General features: G+C 65.3%; 13 protein-coding genes. 8 read left to right on the top strand and 5 right to left on the bottom strand.

All coding sequences use genetic code 11. The features are described from left to right. Nucleotides 1-9 precede the first annotated feature (9 nt). From FFS37_RS08525 to FFS37_RS08490, 7 genes are all read left to right on the top strand, one after another. Nucleotides 10-1290 (top strand): ABC transporter substrate-binding protein, encoded by a 1281-nt coding sequence (locus FFS37_RS08525; RefSeq protein ID WP_137930485.1) that lies wholly within the window; start codon nucleotides 10-12, stop codon nucleotides 1288-1290. A gap of 175 nt (nucleotides 1291-1465) precedes the next feature. Beyond that, entirely contained in the window at nucleotides 1466-2185 is a 720-nt protein-coding gene (locus FFS37_RS08520) for an ABC transporter ATP-binding protein (RefSeq protein ID WP_137930484.1), read from the top strand. Beyond that, nucleotides 2185-2886: an ABC transporter ATP-binding protein gene (locus FFS37_RS08515; protein WP_137930483.1), complete on the top strand. Its 702-nt coding sequence runs from the start codon at nucleotides 2185-2187 to the stop codon at nucleotides 2884-2886. The genes FFS37_RS08520 and FFS37_RS08515 overlap by 1 nt, the downstream gene beginning before the upstream one ends. Before the next feature lie 238 nt (nucleotides 2887-3124). Further along, a complete protein-coding gene (locus FFS37_RS08505; RefSeq protein WP_137930482.1) occupies nucleotides 3125-3991 on the top strand; it encodes a branched-chain amino acid ABC transporter permease in 867 nt (288 codons plus the stop codon). A 5-nt stretch (nucleotides 3992-3996) separates the two neighbouring features. Then, nucleotides 3997-5085 carry a branched-chain amino acid ABC transporter permease gene (locus tag FFS37_RS08500; RefSeq protein ID WP_137930481.1) on the top strand — a complete coding sequence of 363 codons (1089 nt, stop codon included), beginning with the start codon at nucleotides 3997-3999 and terminating at the stop codon, nucleotides 5083-5085. After that, nucleotides 5078-6832, top strand: coding sequence for an FAD-dependent oxidoreductase (locus tag FFS37_RS08495; protein WP_137930480.1), 1755 nt, complete (start codon nucleotides 5078-5080; stop codon nucleotides 6830-6832). Before FFS37_RS08500 ends, FFS37_RS08495 begins: the two co-directional genes overlap by 8 nt. A 5-nt stretch (nucleotides 6833-6837) precedes the next feature. After that, entirely contained in the window at nucleotides 6838-7722 is an 885-nt protein-coding gene (locus FFS37_RS08490) for an intradiol ring-cleavage dioxygenase (RefSeq protein WP_137930479.1), read from the top strand. 27 nt (nucleotides 7723-7749) lie between these two features. Here the strand turns inward: FFS37_RS08490 and FFS37_RS08485 are convergent, their stop codons facing one another. Both FFS37_RS08485 and FFS37_RS08480 read right to left on the bottom strand, forming a co-directional pair. Then, a complete protein-coding gene (locus FFS37_RS08485) occupies nucleotides 7750-9822 on the bottom strand; it encodes a 3-hydroxyacyl-CoA dehydrogenase NAD-binding domain-containing protein (RefSeq protein ID WP_137930478.1) in 2073 nt (690 codons plus the stop codon). A 97-nt stretch (nucleotides 9823-9919) separates the two neighbouring features. Continuing rightward, nucleotides 9920-11587 (bottom strand): MFS transporter, encoded by a 1668-nt coding sequence (locus FFS37_RS08480; RefSeq protein ID WP_210240447.1) that lies wholly within the window; start codon nucleotides 11585-11587, stop codon nucleotides 9920-9922. On the opposite strand from FFS37_RS08480, the gene FFS37_RS08475 reads away from it, so the two are divergent. Beyond that, nucleotides 11544-12320 (top strand): TetR/AcrR family transcriptional regulator, encoded by a 777-nt coding sequence (locus FFS37_RS08475; RefSeq protein WP_210240446.1) that lies wholly within the window; start codon nucleotides 11544-11546, stop codon nucleotides 12318-12320. The two genes, FFS37_RS08480 and FFS37_RS08475, sit on opposite strands and share 44 nt — an antisense overlap. Before the next feature lie 215 nt (nucleotides 12321-12535). Here FFS37_RS08475 and FFS37_RS08470 read toward each other — a convergent pair whose 3' ends face one another. From FFS37_RS08470 to FFS37_RS08460, 3 genes are read right to left on the bottom strand one after another with little or no spacing between them, the layout of a single operon-like run. Next, the gene (locus tag FFS37_RS08470) at nucleotides 12536-13483 is read right to left on the bottom strand and encodes an ABC transporter permease (protein ID WP_137930475.1); all 948 of its coding nucleotides are present in this window, start codon (nucleotides 13481-13483) and stop codon (nucleotides 12536-12538) included. 3 nt (nucleotides 13484-13486) lie between these two features. Further along, nucleotides 13487-14467: an ABC transporter permease gene (locus FFS37_RS08465; protein ID WP_137930474.1), complete on the bottom strand. Its 981-nt coding sequence runs from the start codon at nucleotides 14465-14467 to the stop codon at nucleotides 13487-13489. 1 nt (nucleotide 14468) lies between these two features. Next, nucleotides 14469-15977: a sugar ABC transporter ATP-binding protein gene (locus tag FFS37_RS08460; RefSeq protein WP_137930473.1), complete on the bottom strand. Its 1509-nt coding sequence runs from the start codon at nucleotides 15975-15977 to the stop codon at nucleotides 14469-14471. Nucleotides 15978-15990: the final 13 nt, after the last annotated feature.

Below are 15990 nucleotides of genomic sequence, written 5' to 3'. Positions count from 1 at the left end.
GAGGAAACCATGATCACCAGACGCGACTTCATCCGCAACACCGCCGCGACCGGCCTGCTCGCGGGCACATCGGGGCTTGCCATGCCGGCCATCGCGCAGAATGCGCCGATCAAGCTTGGCTATGTCAGCCCGCAATCCGGCCCGCTCGCGGCCTTCGCCGAGGCGGACAAATTCATCATCGACGGCTTTCTCGCCGCCACCAAGGCCGCCGGCCTCAACTATCAGGTCGTCGTCAAGGACAGCCAGTCCAACCCCAACCGGGCGGCGGAAGTCGCCAAGGAGCTGATCGTCACCGACAAGGTCAACCTGATGCTTGTCGCCTCGACGCCCGAGACGACCAACCCGGTCGCCACAACCTGCGAGGCCGAGGAGGTCCCTTGCCTGTCGACCGTGGCGCCATGGCAGCCCTGGTTCATCGGCCAGCAGGGCAATCCCGGCGACCCCTCCTCATGGAAGCCATTCAACTACGCCTATCATTTCTTCTGGGGGCTGGAGGACGTCATTGCCGTCTTCACCAACATGTGGGCCCAGGTCGAGACCAACAAGAAAGTTGGCGGCCTGTTCCCCAATGACGGCGACGGCAATGCCTGGGGCGATGGCACGGTCGGCTTCCCGCCGGTGCTGGCCAAGGGCGGCTACGGGCTGACCGACACCGGCCGCTATCAGAACCTGACGGACGACTTCTCCGCGCAGATCAACGCCTTCAAGGGCGCATCGTGCGAAATCATCACCGGCGTGATGATCCCGCCCGATTTCACCACCTTCTGGAACCAGGCCAAGCAGCAGGGTTTCGCGCCCAAGGTGGCGTCGATCGGCAAGGCGCTGTTGTTCCCGCAATCGGTCGAGGCGCTCGGCAAGTCCGGCCACAACCTGTCGTCCGAGGTCTGGTGGACACCCAACCACCCGTTCAAATCGTCGCTCACCGGCGAAAGCTCGGCGCAGGTGGCGGCAGGCTTCACCAAGGCCACCGGCCGGCAATGGACGCAGCCGATCGGTTTTGTCCATGCGCTGTTCGAGATTGCCGTCGACGTGATGAAGCGGGCCGGCGAAGCCGGCGACGGCGACAAGGTGGCAGCCGCGATCGCCGCGACCAAGCTCGACACGCTGGTCGGCCCGATCGCCTGGGACGGCGCCAAGCTGCCGCCCTTCGCTGCCAAGAACATCGCCAAGACACCGCTGGTCGGCGGCCAATGGCGGCTGAAGGACGGCGGCGGCTATGATCTCGTCATCACCGACAACAAGACCGCGCCCAACATCCCGACCGGCGGCAAGATGGAAGCGATCGGATGAGCGCGGCGACGGCACTTTACCCTCCCCCTTGTGGGGAGGGTCGGCGAACACGCTTTGCAAGGCAAAGCGGGAGAGACGGGGTGGGGGTCAACGGGAAAATGCTGGTGCGAAGCACCCCCACCCCGATCGGCTTTACCGATCGACCCTCCCCACAAGGGGGAGGGTGAGAAAAGCCATGCCCATCCTCGCGCTCTCCAATGTCTCGAAACGCTTCGGCGCGCTGACGGTCGCCGACGCGGTTTCGTTCCAGTTGCGCGAGGGCGAGGCGCTGGGCATCATCGGCCCGAACGGCGCCGGCAAGTCGACGCTGTTCAACCTGATCACCGGCAACATCTCGGCCGACGCCGGCAGCATCCTCTTCGATGGCCGCGACATGACGCGGCTGCCGCCGATGCAGCGTTGCCTGGCGGGCGTCGGCCGCTCCTTCCAGATACCGCAGCCCTTCGAGAAACTGACCGTGTTCGAGAACCTGCTCGTGGCCGGCGCCTTCGGAGCGAGAAAGACCGAAGCCGAGGTCGGCGAGCGCTGCGCCGAAATCCTGGTCGAGACAGGCCTCATCGATCGCGCCAACCATCCGGCCGGAACCTTAAGCCTGCTGCAACGCAAGCGTCTGGAGCTTGCCCGCGCCCTGGCGACCGAACCGAAACTGCTGCTGCTCGACGAAATCGCCGGCGGCCTGACCGAAGGCGAATGCGGCATGCTGGTCGACACGATCAGAGGCATCCACAGAGCCGGCATGTCGATCATCTGGATCGAGCATGTGCTGCATGCGCTGAATTCAGTGGTCGAGCGGCTGCTGGTGCTCAACTTCGGCAAGGTTATCGGCATGGGCGCGCCTGACGTCGTCATGGCCTCTCGCGAGGTGCGGGAAATCTATCTCGGGATCGACGTCTGATGGCGCTGCTCGAGACCAGGAACCTCACCGCCCGCTATGGTGATTTCCAGGCGTTGTTCGGTGTCGGCATTGCGCTGGACCAGGGCGAGACGATTGCCGTCATCGGCGCCAACGGAGCCGGCAAGACGACGCTGATGCGCTCGATATCGGGCGTTCTGGCCAACCGGGCCGAGGCCGTGCTGTTCGACGGCGAGAAGATCGGCGCCTTGGCCGCCCCCGACATCGTCGCGCGCGGCATCGCCATGGTGCCGGAGGGGCGAAAGCTGTTCGCCTCGCTCAGTGTCGAGGAAAACCTGCTCATCGGCCGCTACGGCCGCGCCGTCGATGGCCATTGGAGCCTCGACACCGTCTACGAACTGTTTCCAATCCTCAGGGAAAGACGCGCCAATCCGGGCACGGCCCTGTCAGGCGGCCAGCAGCAGATGGTTGCGATCGGCCGCGCACTGATGTCCAACCCGCGCGTGCTGCTTTGCGACGAGATCAGCCTTGGCCTGGCGCCGGTCGTCATCAAGGATATCTACGCCGCCTTCCCGCGCATCCGCGCCGCCGGCGCCTCGATCGTCGTGGTCGAGCAGGATATCGGCCAGGCGCTGAAGGTCGCCGATCGGGTATATTGCATGATGGAAGGGCAAATCACGCTGTCCGGTGCGCCGGCCGCGTTGACGCGCGAGGCCATTCACGCCGCTTATTTCGGGCATTGAGGGTGGTGATGGATAGAATGTTTACGTCGAGCCCAGGCACCCCTCTCTGGCCTGCCGGCCATCTCCCCCGCAAGGGGGGAGATCAGCAGCTTCAACGCTGCCGCACATCTTGCAACGTTGGCGATTTGCGAAAGCATCCGCGACATCTGATCTCCCCCCTTGCGGGGGAGATGTCCGGCAGGACAGAGAGGGGTGTGACGGAACTCGACGTCAACAATCCGCGACCGGGTCAAACCCCATGACCAGCGCCTTCGACACCATCATCCAGGGCATTCTGCTTGGGGGCCTCTACGCGCTGTTCGCCGCCGGCCTGAGCCTCGTCTTCGGCATCATGCGGCTGGTCAATCTGGCGCATGGCGATCTCATCGTGCTTGCCGCCTTCCTGATCCTGGTGCTCGTGACCGCGCTCGGGCTCAATCCGTTCGCCGCCGCGCTGGTGGCCATGCCGCTGATGTTCATCGTCGGCTGGGCGCTGCAGTTCTTCCTGCTCAACCGCACATTGGGCGCCGACATCCTGCCGCCGCTGCTTGTCACCTTCGGTCTTTCGATCGTCATCCAGAACGGCCTGCTCGAAGTCTTTAGCGCCGACAGCCGGCGCATTTCGGTCGGCGGCCTGGAATCGGCCTCGATCGCCCTTGGGCCAATCAATGTCGGCGTCATGCCGTTGCTGACCCTGGTTTCCGCGATTGCCGTCATCATTGGCCTGAACCAGCTTTTCTATCGCACATCGCTGGGCCGCGCCTTCCGCGCCACCTCCGACGATCCCGTCACCGCCGGGCTGATGGGCATCCGGCCGAAGCGTATCTTCGCCACCGCCACCGGCATCGCCATGGTGGTGGTGACGATCGCGGCGCTTTATCTCGGCACGCGCGCCAATTTCGACCCGACCATCGGGCCGGCCCGGCTGATCTACGCCTTCGAGGCGGTCATCATCGGCGGCCTTGGCTCGCTCTGGGGAACGCTCGCCGGCGGCATCGTCATCGGCATCGCGCAAACCTTCGGCGCCGCGATCAACCCGGAATGGCAGATCCTTGCCGGGCATCTGGCGTTCCTCGTCGTGCTGCTGGTGAGGCCGCGCGGCCTGTTCCCGCGCGCGGTGGATTGAGCGCCATGACCGACGCTTCCCTCACGCAATGGAAAGTCGAAACACGCACCAGGGCATCGGCGATATCAGCTGTCATAGGGGCGCTGGTTATCGTGCTCGCCTTCGCCGCGCCGCTGTTTGCATCGCGCAGCGTGCTGCAGGACCTGTTCTTCATCCTGACCATGCTGGCGCTGGCGCAGAACTGGAACCTGCTCGCCGGCTATGCCGGTCTGGTCTCGGTCGGCCAGCAGGCTTTCGTCGGTTTCGGCGCCTACGCCATGTTTGCCCTCGTCATCCTCGCCGGGCTCGACCCGCTGGCCGCGATCCTGTTGGCCGGCATTGCCAGCGCCTTGCTCGCCATCCCCACCGCCTTCTTCCTGTTTCGGCTGCAGGGCGCCTATTTCGCCATCGGCAGCTGGGTCATCGCCGAAGTGGTGCGGCTGGCGCTGGCGCAGTGGAAGATGCTGGGCGGCGGCACCGGCACCTCTTTGCCGCGCGAGGCGACCCGGGATATGCCGGCGCTGAAATTCATCGGCGACCTGTTCGGCGTCAAATCGTCCGGCGCCGGCGACATCCTGACCTACTGGCTGGCGCTGCTGCTGGCCATTGCCACCATCTTTCTCGTCTATCGCCTGCTGCGTTCGAAACAGGGACTTGGCCTCGCCGCCGTGCGCGACAACCAGGAAGCCGCGCGCTCGGTCGGCGTCGACGCCCGCCGCATGAAGACACTGGTCTATCTTGCCGCAGCCTTCGGCACCGGGCTCGCCGGCGCGCTGATCTACGTGCAGAAGGCGCGCATTTCGCCCGACGCGGCCTTCTCCGTGGTCGACTGGACGGCCTATGTCATCTTCATCGTCGTCATCGGCGGCATCGGCACCATCGAGGGACCGATCGTCGGCGTCATCGTCTTCTATATCCTGCAGACCCTGCTGGCCGACTACGGTTCCTGGTACCTGCTGATCCTCGGCCTGATCGGCATCGTCATCATGCTGTTTGCGCCGCGTGGCCTGTGGGGCCTGTTCACCGGGCGCACCGGCATCCAGCTGTTTCCCGTTCGCCGGCGGCTGACCGGAGGACCACTGTCTTCAAGCACAAAGGGAGGGCCGCATGGCTGACATCACCACCGACGTTCTGATCATCGGAACCGGGCCAGCGGGTTCGGCGACGGCCGCGCTGCTTTCGACCTATGGCGTCGAGAACATGATCATCAACCGCTACCGCTGGCTGGCCGCGACGCCGCGCGCCCACATCACCAACCAGCGCACCATGGAGGTGCTGCGCGACCTCGGCAGCGATGTCGAGGCGGAAGCCTATATGCACGCCACCGAACAGGACCTGATGGGCGAGAACGTGTTCTGCACCTCGCTTGCCGGCGAGGAGATCGGCCGCATGCGCAGCTGGGGCAAGCATCCGCTCTCCCGCGCCGAGCACCTGCTCTCCTCGCCCTCGCATATGAACGATCTGCCGCAGACCTTCATGGAGCCGCTGCTGTTCAAGACCGCCTGTTCGCGCGGCACGCAGGCGCGCATGTCGACCGAATATCTCTCGCATGTGCAGGATGCCGAGGGCGTCACCACCACCTGCCGCGACCGGCTGACCGGCAAGGATTTCACGGTGCGTTCGAAATATCTGGTCGGCGCCGACGGCGGCAATTCGCTGGTTGCCGAACATGCCGGCCTGCCCTTCGAGGGCAAGATGGGCGTCGGCGGTTCGATGAACATCCTGTTCAAGGCCGACCTGTCGAGATACGTCGCCCACCGCCCGTCCGTGCTCTACTGGGTGGTGCAGCCGGGGGCCGATGTCGGCGGCATCGGCATGGGCCTGGTGCGCATGATCCGGCCATGGAACGAATGGCTGATCGTCTGGGGCTACGACATCAACCAGCCGGCGCCGAAGGTCGACGACGCCTTCGCCAAAAAGGTGGCGCGCGATCTCGTCGGCGACCCGGAACTCGACATCGAAATCCAGTCGGTATCGACCTGGACCGTCAACAACATGTACGCCACGCAGACCTCCAAGGGCCGCGTCTTCTGCATGGGCGATGCCATCCACCGGCACCCGCCGTCGAACGGGCTGGGCTCCAACACCTCGATCCAGGATGGTTTCAATCTAGCCTGGAAGCTCGCCTATGTCCTCAAGGGCAAGGCTGGCGAAAGGCTGCTCGACAGCTATTCGCGGGAGCGCGCTCCAGTCGCCAAGCAGATCGTCACCCGCGCCAACAAGTCGATCGAGGAGTTCGGCCCGATCTTCAAGGCGCTCGGCCTGCTCGATTCCATCGATCCGGTGAAGATGCAGTCCAACATGGACGCGCGCTGCGACGACACGCCGGCCGCCGAAGCGCAGCGGACAAAAATCCGCGAAACCATCGCTTCCAAGGTCTATGAGTTCGATGCCCATGGCGTCGAGATGAACCAGCGCTATATCTCGAACGCCATCGTCACCGACGGCCAGAAGGAACCGGCCTTCGAGAAGGACGCCGAACTGCACTATCAACCAACGAGCTGGCCCGGCGCACGGCTGCCGCATGTCTGGGTACATTCGGATCGGGGCGACAAGGTTTCCACGCTCGACCTGACCGGCCATGGCAAGTTTACCATGCTGACCGGCATTGGCGGCCAGGGCTGGCTCGACGCCGCCAAGACAGTCGGCAAGGAACTGGGCATCGACATATCAGGCCACCTCATCGGCCCGCGCCAACCCTGGCAGGACTTTTCCGGCGACTGGGCGCGCGCCCGCGAAATCCGCGACAGCGGCGTGCTGCTGGTGCGGCCCGACCAGCATGTCGGCTGGCGCAGCGACACGATCAGCGCCGACCCGGCGGCCGACTTGCGCCGGGCGCTGACCGCAATCCTGGACAGGTGAGAGACATGGAAGCGCACGAAAAAGGCTTCTTCACCGAGGCGAATTCGGTCGAGGTCGTCACCGGCCGCAACAGGAACGCCAGCAGCGAACGGCTCAAGGCGGTGATGGAGGTCATCACCCGCAAGCTGCATGAGGCGGTGAAGGAGATCGAACCGACTCAGGACGAATGGTTCGATGCCATCCTGTTCCTGACCAGGACCGGCCAGCTCTCCACGGAATGGCGGCAGGAATTCATCCTGTTGTCCGACGTGCTGGGCGTTTCGATGCTGGTCGACGCCATCAACAACCGCAAGCCGTCTGGCGCTTCGGAATCGACGGTGCTCGGGCCGTTCCACATCGCCGACGCGCCGGAACTGCCGATGGGCGCCAACATCTGCCTCGACCAGAAGGGTGAGGACATGTTCATCCATGGCCGCATCCTCGACACCGAGGGCAAGCCGATCGCCAATGCCGTGCTCGATGTCTGGCAGGCCAATGACGAGGGCTTCTACGATGTCCAGCAGAAGGGCATCCAGCCCGATTTCAACCTGCGCGGCGTCTTCCGCACCGGCGCCGACGGCCGCTACTGGTTTCGCGCCGTGAAGCCGAAATTCTACCCGATCCCCGATGATGGCACGGTCGGCAAGCTGCTCCATGCGCTGGGCCGGCACCCTTACCGCCCGGCGCACCTGCATTACATCCTCAAGGCCGACGGTTTCGAGACGCTGACCACCCACATCTTCGACCCCGACGACCCCTACATCAATTCGGACGCGGTCTTCGGCGTGAAGGAAAGCCTGCTCGCCGAATTCAGGCGGATCGACGATCCGGGGCGGGCGGAGAGCCTGGAATTCGGCGGACCGTTCTGGGAGGTCGAGCACGATTTCGTGCTGGCGAGGGATCGCAAATAGCGACCCCTTCTCCCGATGGCGGGACGGTCAGGCCTTCGCGTCGACATCCCACGAGCCGGTCTCCGCCATCCGCTTCAGCAGCTGCGCGGGCTTGAAGACATCCTTGCCGGTGCGCTGGTGCCAGTGCTCGAGCCGCTCGACAATTTTGGACGCCCCCTCAAGGCCGGCCCAGAACATCGGCCCGCCCCTGCCGATCGGGAAACCGTAGCCGTTGACCCACACGACATCGATGTCGGAGGCGCGGGCGGCGATCTTCTCTTCGAGGATTTTCGCGCCCTCGTTGACCAACGGATAGAGCGTGCGCTCGATGATTTCATCGGCGCTGATCTCCCTTGGTGCGATGCCCTTCTCCGCGGCTTTTTCGCGGATCAGTGACTCCACCTCAGGGTCGGGGATACCAGCGCGCGCACCTGCCTCGTAGAGATAGAAACCGCGGCCGGTCTTCTGGCCGAAATGTCCGCGTTCGCACAGCGTGTCGGCGATGACAGCCGTCAGCCCGCGTGCCTTGCGGTTGCGCCAGCCGATATCGAGACCGGCGAGGTCGCCCATCTGGAACGGCCCCATCGGCCAGCCGAAATCGGTGAAAGCCCTGTCGATCTGGCTGGGTGTCGCGCCCTCCAGCAGAAGCGCTTCGGACTCAGACCCCCGCGCGGCCAGCATGCGGTTGCCGACAAAACCGTGACAGACGCCAACGACGACAGCCACCTTGCCGATCCTGCGCGCTAGGTCGACAACGCTCGCCAATGCATCCGGCGCGGTCTTTTCCGCGCGAACGATCTCCAAGAGCTTCATGACATTGGCCGGGGAGAAGAAATGCAGGCCGAGCACATCCTGCGGCCGCGAGATCGAAGCGGCGATCTCGTTGATGTCGAGATAGGAGGTGTTGGTGGCAAGGATGGCGCCCGGCTTTGCGACGGCATCCAGCTTGCCGAACACCTCCTTCTTGACTGCCATATCCTCGAACACGGCTTCGATGATCAGGTCGCAATCGGCGAGATCGGCGTAATCGGTGGAGCCTTTGAACTGAGCGAGCCGGTCCCGCTTGGCCTCCTCGCTCAGCGAGCCGCGTGTGACCGAGACGGCATAATTCTTCTCGATCGTACCCAACCCACGCTGCAGCGCCTCATGGCTGGTCTCCAGCAAGGTGACGGGGAAGCCGCCATTGGCGAAGGCCATGGCGATGCCGCCGCCCATCGTTCCGGCGCCGATGACGCCGACTCGGCCGATCCTGCGTTTGACGACATCCTTGCCCGGAAGCTTCGCCGCCTCGCGTTCGCCGAAGAACAGATGCCGCTGCGCACGCGACTGGTCGCTGGCGACCAGTTTCACGAACAGCGCGCGTTCCGCCGCCAGCGCCTCGTCGAAGGGCATTGTGACGGCGTTGCGCACCGCCTGCGCACAGGCGATCGGCGCCTCGAGGCCCCGGGCCTTCCTGGCGAGGTCCGCCGCCTCGGCGTCAAAGGCCGCGAGGTCGGTTTCCCCCAGCAGGTCGTCGCGGTCGCGGACTGGCGTGAACGGGCCGCCCTTGCGCGCCATCTCGCGCGCGAAGTTCACGGCGTGGGGCGTCAGATCGCCCTGGAAAACGGCATCGACCAGACCAGCTTCATGCGCCTCGGCCGCGCTGATCGGCATACCCGAAACGATCATCCTCAGTGCCTTCACCGCGCCAAGAAGACGCGGCAGCCGCACCGTGCCGCCGCCGCCGGGCAGGATGCCGAGCTTGACCTCGGGCAGGCCAAGCCTGGCGCCGGCGTCGGCGACGCGGAAATGGCAACCGAGCGCCAGTTCGAGCCCGCCGCCGAGCGCGGTGCCGTGGATCGCGGCGACCGTTGGCTTGGCGATTGTCTCCAGCACGGCCACGATGGCCCGCAGGTCCGGCTGCTGCACCGGCTTGCCGAATTCGGTGATGTCGGCGCCGGCCACGAAGGTGCGGCCGGCGCAGGCCAGCACGATCGCGGCCACGGAAGCGTCGTCGCGCATGGCAAGTAGCGCCTGCATCAGCGGCTCGCGGACGTGGAAGCTCAACGCGTTGACCGGTGGATTGTCGATGGTGACGATGGCGACGTCCCCATCGCGGCTGACCTTCACGAAATCGGACACGCAAAACCTCCCGGGAATGACAAGCGGCCATGGCCGCGCGAACAGGACTTACAGCGCCATGGCCGGGAAAGGAACCGGCGTCGGTGTGTTACGGCAATCAGCGCTGGCCGGCGGCTTCGGCGACCATGCCGGGGATGGCGGCGCCGGCGTTGCGTCCGCCACGCCAGGAGGCAAAGGCCGCCAGGAGATACAGAGCCGCCGAGAAGGTGAACGCGAAAACCAGCCCGTGCTTGAACGGCCCCGACATCAGCTCCGGGAAGAAGGCATGCCCGGTCAGCGTGTCGATGCTCTGCTGCGGCAGCGCGTGCAACACATCGGCCGGGATCAGTTCGCCCATCGGATTGTAGCCGAGGAAGGCGGCGAACAGGCTGGCGACCGGCGGCATGTTGGCGATCTGGTGCGCGATCCCCTGCGGGACGTGCTGCGCCAGCAGGCCCGCTTCCATGCTCTGCGGCAGGCTGGCGGCGAGGCCGACGATCATCAGGCTGAAGAACAGGCCGATCGACAGCACCTGTCCGGCGTTCGTGGTCGTCGCGCGCATGCCCGAGGCCTGGCCACGTTCGCGCGCCGGCACCGAATTCATGATCTGCGTTGAATTCGGCGCCACGAACAGGCCGGAGCCGAGGCCGTTGAGGAACAGCAGGCCAGCGAATGCCGTGTAGGAAAAGTCGGCCGGCAGCGCCATCAGCGCCACGAAGCTCGCCGCGCCCACCACCATGCCGCCGACCGCGAAGGGCACGCCGCCGATCCGGTCGGAGAAATAGCCCGACACCGGGCCGGCGATCAGGAAGCCGACCGTCAGTGGCAGCATGAAGATCGCCGACCACAGCGGCGTCTGCTCGAAGGAATAGCCGTGCAGTGGCAGCCAGATGCCTTGCAGCCAGACGATCAGCATGAACTGCAGCCCGCCGCGCGCGATGCCGGAGGCGAGGTTCGCGATGTTGCCGTAGGCGAAACCTGGAATGCGAAACAGCTTCAGGTCCAGCATCGGCTTGGCGACGCGCTGCTCGATGAAGATGAAGGCGACCAGCGAGAGGAAGCCGATCGCAAACAGCGTCAGCACTTTCGGGCTGGTCCACGCCATGACCTGTTCGCCATAGGGCTGCAGGCCGTAAGTGATGGCGGTGAGGATGAGCACCAGGCCGAGCCCGAAACTGATATTGCCGAGCCAGTCGATCGTGTGTGTGGAGCGGTTCGGCGCGTCATGCAGCTTCAGATAGGCCCAGACCGTGCCGACGAGGCCGAACGGCACGTTGATCCAGAACACCAGCCGCCAGTCCGTGTCGGCGAGCAGGCCACCGATCAAGAGGCCGATGAATTGGCCGCCGATGGCCGCCACCACATTGATGCCGAGCGCGAAGCCGCGTTCGTTCTCGGGAAAGGCATCGGTCAAGAGCGCGGTGGAATTGGCCATGATCAGCGCGCCGCCAATGCCCTGGATAATGCGCACCGAGATCAGATACATGGCGGCGAAATCGCCTTGGCCCGGCAGGAGGCTGAGCGCGATCGAGGCGGCGGTAAAGATGGCGAAGCCGAGATTGTACATTTTCGCGCGGCCGAACTGGTCGCCGAGCCGGCCGAAGGCGACCACGAGCACGGCGGTGGCGATCATGTAGCCGATGATCGCCCACAAGAGGTAATTGATGTTGCCGGGATCGAGCGCCTTGAGGCCGATGCCGCGAAACACCGCCGGCAGGCTGATCAAAAGGATCGAGCCGTTGATGGCGGCGGCCAGCATGCCCAGCGTCGTGTTGCTCAGAACCATCCATTTGTGGCTCTGCGGGCGGCTATCTGCGGCGGTATTCATGGTGGTAACTCTCGACGGTGCTGGCGCGATTGCCGTCAGCGTAATATATGAGGATAGTCTCAGGTTTGGAAATATGAGGATGGCTTCGGAAAAAGCAAGAGCATCGGTGATGAATCCGCGTGCGCCGCAACAAAAAAGAGGGCGTGAGCGGGTCGCCGCGCTGATGGCGAGTGCCTCGGCGTTGTTTGTCGAGAAAGGGTTCGACGCGACGACGATGACCGAGATCGCCGCGCGCGCCGGCGCGGCCATCGGCACGCTCTACCTGTTCTTCCCGACCAAGGAAGCGCTGGCGCAGGCGATTCTGGCCGAAAACGCGGAAAGCCTGTCTGCCCAGCTCGACGCCTTGCAGGAACAGGCCACAGGCCTGGCGCCGGCAGCCATCGCGGATGCGCTGTTCGAGTTGCTGGGCCGTTTCGTGGGCACCCATCCGGCCTATTCAGCGCTGCTCGACCTGCCCGGCGACGAGGGCTGGCGGCGCAAGATGCGGGGACGCCGGCGCGAGCAGATCGCCGCTCTGTTCGCACAGGCCGAACCGCCGCTCCCGGCCGGCCAGGCCGAGCGATTGGCCGTCATCGTGCCGCAGCTGATGCGCATCCCGCTGGCGCTGGTCGGCGAGAAACGCCTGCGCGATGGCGTGCTGGAGGAATTGCGATCGATGTTGGCGCGGCACTTGGAGGTGGATACGGACTGACACAGCTGAGGGTGGTTCTGCCGCGATCCTTCACACCCCCCTCTGCCCTGCCGGGCATCTCCCCCGCAAGGGGGGAGATTGGCAGCTTCAGTGTCTCGCTTGCTCTTCAGCGACGGACATTGGCGAAAGCCGAAGTGGCGTCTGATCTCCCCCCTTGCGGGGGAGATGTCCGGCAGGACAGAGAGGGGTGCTGTCCCGCCAGCATCGACATCTTGCTACCGCACCGCCTTCTCGCCACCCGCCGCCGTGATCACGCCCACAATAATCAGCCCGGTCAGCAGCAGCCGCACGCCGGCACTGACCCCGAACGTGTTGAGCATGGTGAGCAGCAGCACCAGGAACAGCGCCGCGCCCCAGACCCCGGGCACATTGGCCTTGCCGCCGGCAACGGAAGTGCCGCCGATGACCACGACCGCGATCGAGGCCAGCAGATATTCGTTGCCGATATCGACGTTGGCGCCTCGGAAATAGCCGGCGAGCAGCGCGCCGTCGATGCCGCCGAGCGCGCCCGACAGCGTGTAGGTGAGGAAGCGGACGCGGCCGACATTGACCCCCGCGAGCCAGGCCGCGCGGATGTTCTGGCCGATCGCCAGCACCGAGCGCCCATAGATCATCCGCCGCAGCGCGATCGCCGCGCCGATGGTGAACAGCACGGTCAGCATGGCCAGCACCGGAACGCCGAAAATTTGCCAGTTGGTGAAATCGGCGAAACCCGGCGGCGGCTTGATCTGCAGCCCGCGCCCGAAGCTGATGTCGACCGACTGGATGATGAAGCTGGCGGAAAGCGTCGCAATGATGGGCGGAATGCGCAGCGCCCAGATCAGGAGATAGTTGATGGCGCCGATCGCGGCCCCACAGGCGAGCGCGGCGAGCAGGCCGACGACGATCATGGAATCGCTGCCGCCCATCACCTTCATGGCCACCGCGCTGGCGAGCCCGATATTGGCCGGCAGCGACAGGTCGACATTGCCCGGCCCGAGCGTGATGACGAACATCTGGCCGACACCGACGATGACCGTGAACACGGCCAGCGACAGCGCCGCAGTCACCATGCCGCCGGCGCCGTAACCGCCGGTGAAGGCGATCGTGACCAGCCACACCAGAAGCGCGCCGACGAACGACCAGATCCACGGTTTGGTGACCAGCGCCTTCAGCGAAGCCATCACTCACCTCTCCTTGCGGCTGATCAGCACGCGCGCCGCCAGGACGATGATGAGGATGGCGCCATTGGCGGCCACCTGCCAGTCGGGCGGAATGTGCATGAAGGTCAGCAGCGGCGAGGCGGCCAGCGCCAAGGTCAGCGCGCCGATCACCGCCCCGATCGGCGACACCCGGCCGCCGACGAATTCGCCGCCGCCCAGGATGACGCCGGCGATCGACAGCAGCGTGTAGCCATTGCCGATATTGGCATCCGCCGAAGTGGTGATGCCGATCAGCGCCATGCCCGACAGCACGCCGAACAGGCCGGTCAGCGAGAACAGCGCCACCTTGGTCCAGAGCAGCGACCAGCCGGCGCGCCGAAGCGCCGCCGGATTGCCGCCGGACCCGCGCAGGATCGTGCCGTAAGAGGTCCGCATCAGACCGAAATGGACGACCAGGCCGATCAGCAACGCCGCGATGATCGGGAAGGGAACGAAAGGCGGCTTCAACGACATGATCGCCAGCAGCCAGTCCGGCGCCTTGCCGCCCGGCTTGGGCAGAACGAGGATGGCAAGCCCCTGCCAGACGAAGCTCATGCCCAGCGTCACCACGATGGAGGGCAGGTTGCGCAGATGAATCAGCGCGCCGAGCAGCGCATAGACGCCGATCGAGCCGAGCAGGATCAGGACGCCGATCAGCGGCGCCTCCTTCAGCCAGGTCGCGGTGACGCAGCCGACAAAGCCGACGAAGGTGCCGATCGACAGGTCGAGTTCGTTGCCTGCGATGACGAACATCTGCGCGATCGTCGCCAGCGCGATCGGGATCGCCAGGTTCAGCATCAGGTTGAAGCCGAAATAGCTGATGGCGCGCGGATTGAGCCAGGCGATGGCGAGCAGCACCAGCGCCAGCGACAGCGCCGGCAGAAGGCCGCGCAGCAGGCGCGCGCGGGCCGCCGCATTGCGCGCCGCCGATCCCTTGAAGCCGGTGTCGATGGGAGCTGCCGTCATCTCAGGCCGCGTCGCCGAACGAGGACTGTATGATCTTTTCCTCCGTCAGTTCGTCGCGGGTCAGGTTGGCGACGATCCGGCCGTTCTTGAAGACGTAGATGTGATCGCAATTGTCGAGCTCTTCGGTTTCCGTCGTGTACCAGAGGAATGTGCGGCCCCGGCTCGCTTCCTCGCGCACGAGGTCGTAGACCTCGAGCTTGGTGCCGATGTCGACGCCGCGCATTGGATCGTCCATCAGCACGATCCCGGCGTCCGATCCCAGCGCGCGGGCGAACAGCGCCTTCTGCTGGTTGCCGCCCGACAGCGAGAAGATGTTGTTGTTCATGTCGGGCGTACGGATGCCGATCTTCTTCTGCCAGAAGTCGGCGAGCTCGGCCTCGCGACGCGGCGAGATCAGCAGCCCGTTGCGCAGCCGCGACAGCGAGCGGATACCGATATTCTCTGATATCGACCATTGCGGAAAGATGCCGTCCGACTGGCGGTCGCCGGCGACCAGCGCCACCGGCGCCGTCACCTCGATGCCGGCCTTCGCCCGCGCTGCCCCGGCAAAGACTTGCAGCAGAAGGTCGGTCTGCCCATGACCGGCAAGGCCGGCGAGGCCGATGATCTCGCCCGCGCAGGCCACGAGATCCTTGCCGTCCATCTGCCCGGCGGGCCTGGCGCGAACGCGCAACGGACTGGCGCCAGCCTTGGCTGCGGCTTGCACCGCGCTCTTCCTGTGCGCTTCCGCTCCGCCCATTACCGCCACCAGGCGATCACGGTCGAATGCGGCGGCCGCATCCGACGCCACCACCTTGCCGTCACGCATCACCACGATGCGGTCGGCGTTGCGCAGCACCTCGCCCAGCACATGCGAGATCAGGATGCAGCTGCCGCCGCCGGCGACGAAGCGGCGCACGAAGGCGAGCAACTGGCCTGATGTATGCGCGTCCAGCGACGATGTCGGCTCGTCCAGAATGACGAGATCGAGCCGGTCCCGGGTCACCGTGAAGGCACGCGCCACCTCCACCATCTGGCGTCGCCCGATCGACAGGTCGCCGACAATGTCGGCGGCCGAAATGCCGTGGTCCGGAAAGATCTCGTCCAGCTTGGCCGCGATCAGGTTGGCCGCCCTGCGCCGCCAGCCCAGGCCGGTGAGCGCGGCGTGATTGATGCGCGTGTTCTCGGCAACGCTCAAATTGGGGCAGAGCGACAGTTCCTGGAACACGCAGCGTATGCCGAGCTGCTGCGCCCGCGACACCGAGTAATTGTCCTCGACGGCGCCGTGCACGCCGATCGTGCCGCTGTCGGGCGTGAGCGTGCCCGCCACCATATGCATCAGCGTCGATTTGCCGGCGCCATTGTGGCCGACCAGGCCGACGCATTCGCCCGGTCCGACGTGGAAATCCACGCCGCCCAGTGCCCTGACAGCGCCGAAATGCTTTTCGGCGCCGTCAAGTCTTACGATCTCAACATTGGCGGCGCCGAAATGTTTTTCGGCGCCGTTCAGTCTGATGTCCGCCCCAGCCATGCTCAACGATACT

The sequence above is a fragment of the Mesorhizobium comanense genome, from assembly GCF_005503535.1.
GTDB classification, from domain to species: Bacteria; Pseudomonadota; Alphaproteobacteria; order Rhizobiales; family Rhizobiaceae; genus Mesorhizobium; species Mesorhizobium comanense.
The sequence above is the reverse complement of the archived record's forward strand: the minus strand, read 5'-3'. Positions and strand labels throughout refer to the sequence as shown.

Bases quoted from the DNA above. Each gene is read 5' to 3' on its own strand.
- FFS37_RS08525 (WP_137930485.1), top strand. From the start codon at position 10: ATGATCACCAGACGCGACTTCATCCGCAACACCGCCGCGACCGGCCTG.
- FFS37_RS08520 (WP_137930484.1), top strand. From the start codon at position 1,466: ATGCCCATCCTCGCGCTCTCCAATGTCTCGAAACGCTTCGGCGCGCTG.
- FFS37_RS08515 (WP_137930483.1), top strand. From the start codon at position 2,185: ATGGCGCTGCTCGAGACCAGGAACCTCACCGCCCGCTATGGTGATTTC.
- FFS37_RS08505 (WP_137930482.1), top strand. From the start codon at position 3,125: ATGACCAGCGCCTTCGACACCATCATCCAGGGCATTCTGCTTGGGGGC.
- FFS37_RS08500 (WP_137930481.1), top strand. From the start codon at position 3,997: ATGACCGACGCTTCCCTCACGCAATGGAAAGTCGAAACACGCACCAGG.
- FFS37_RS08495 (WP_137930480.1), top strand. From the start codon at position 5,078: ATGGCTGACATCACCACCGACGTTCTGATCATCGGAACCGGGCCAGCG.
- FFS37_RS08490 (WP_137930479.1), top strand. From the start codon at position 6,838: ATGGAAGCGCACGAAAAAGGCTTCTTCACCGAGGCGAATTCGGTCGAG.
- FFS37_RS08475 (WP_210240446.1), top strand. From the start codon at position 11,544: ATGGCGGCGGCCAGCATGCCCAGCGTCGTGTTGCTCAGAACCATCCAT.
- FFS37_RS08480 (WP_210240447.1), bottom strand. From the start codon at position 11,587: ATGGTTCTGAGCAACACGACGCTGGGCATGCTGGCCGCCGCCATCAAC.
- FFS37_RS08470 (WP_137930475.1), bottom strand. From the start codon at position 13,483: ATGGCTTCGCTGAAGGCGCTGGTCACCAAACCGTGGATCTGGTCGTTC.
- FFS37_RS08465 (WP_137930474.1), bottom strand. From the start codon at position 14,467: ATGACGGCAGCTCCCATCGACACCGGCTTCAAGGGATCGGCGGCGCGC.
- FFS37_RS08460 (WP_137930473.1), bottom strand. From the start codon at position 15,977: ATGGCTGGGGCGGACATCAGACTGAACGGCGCCGAAAAACATTTCGGC.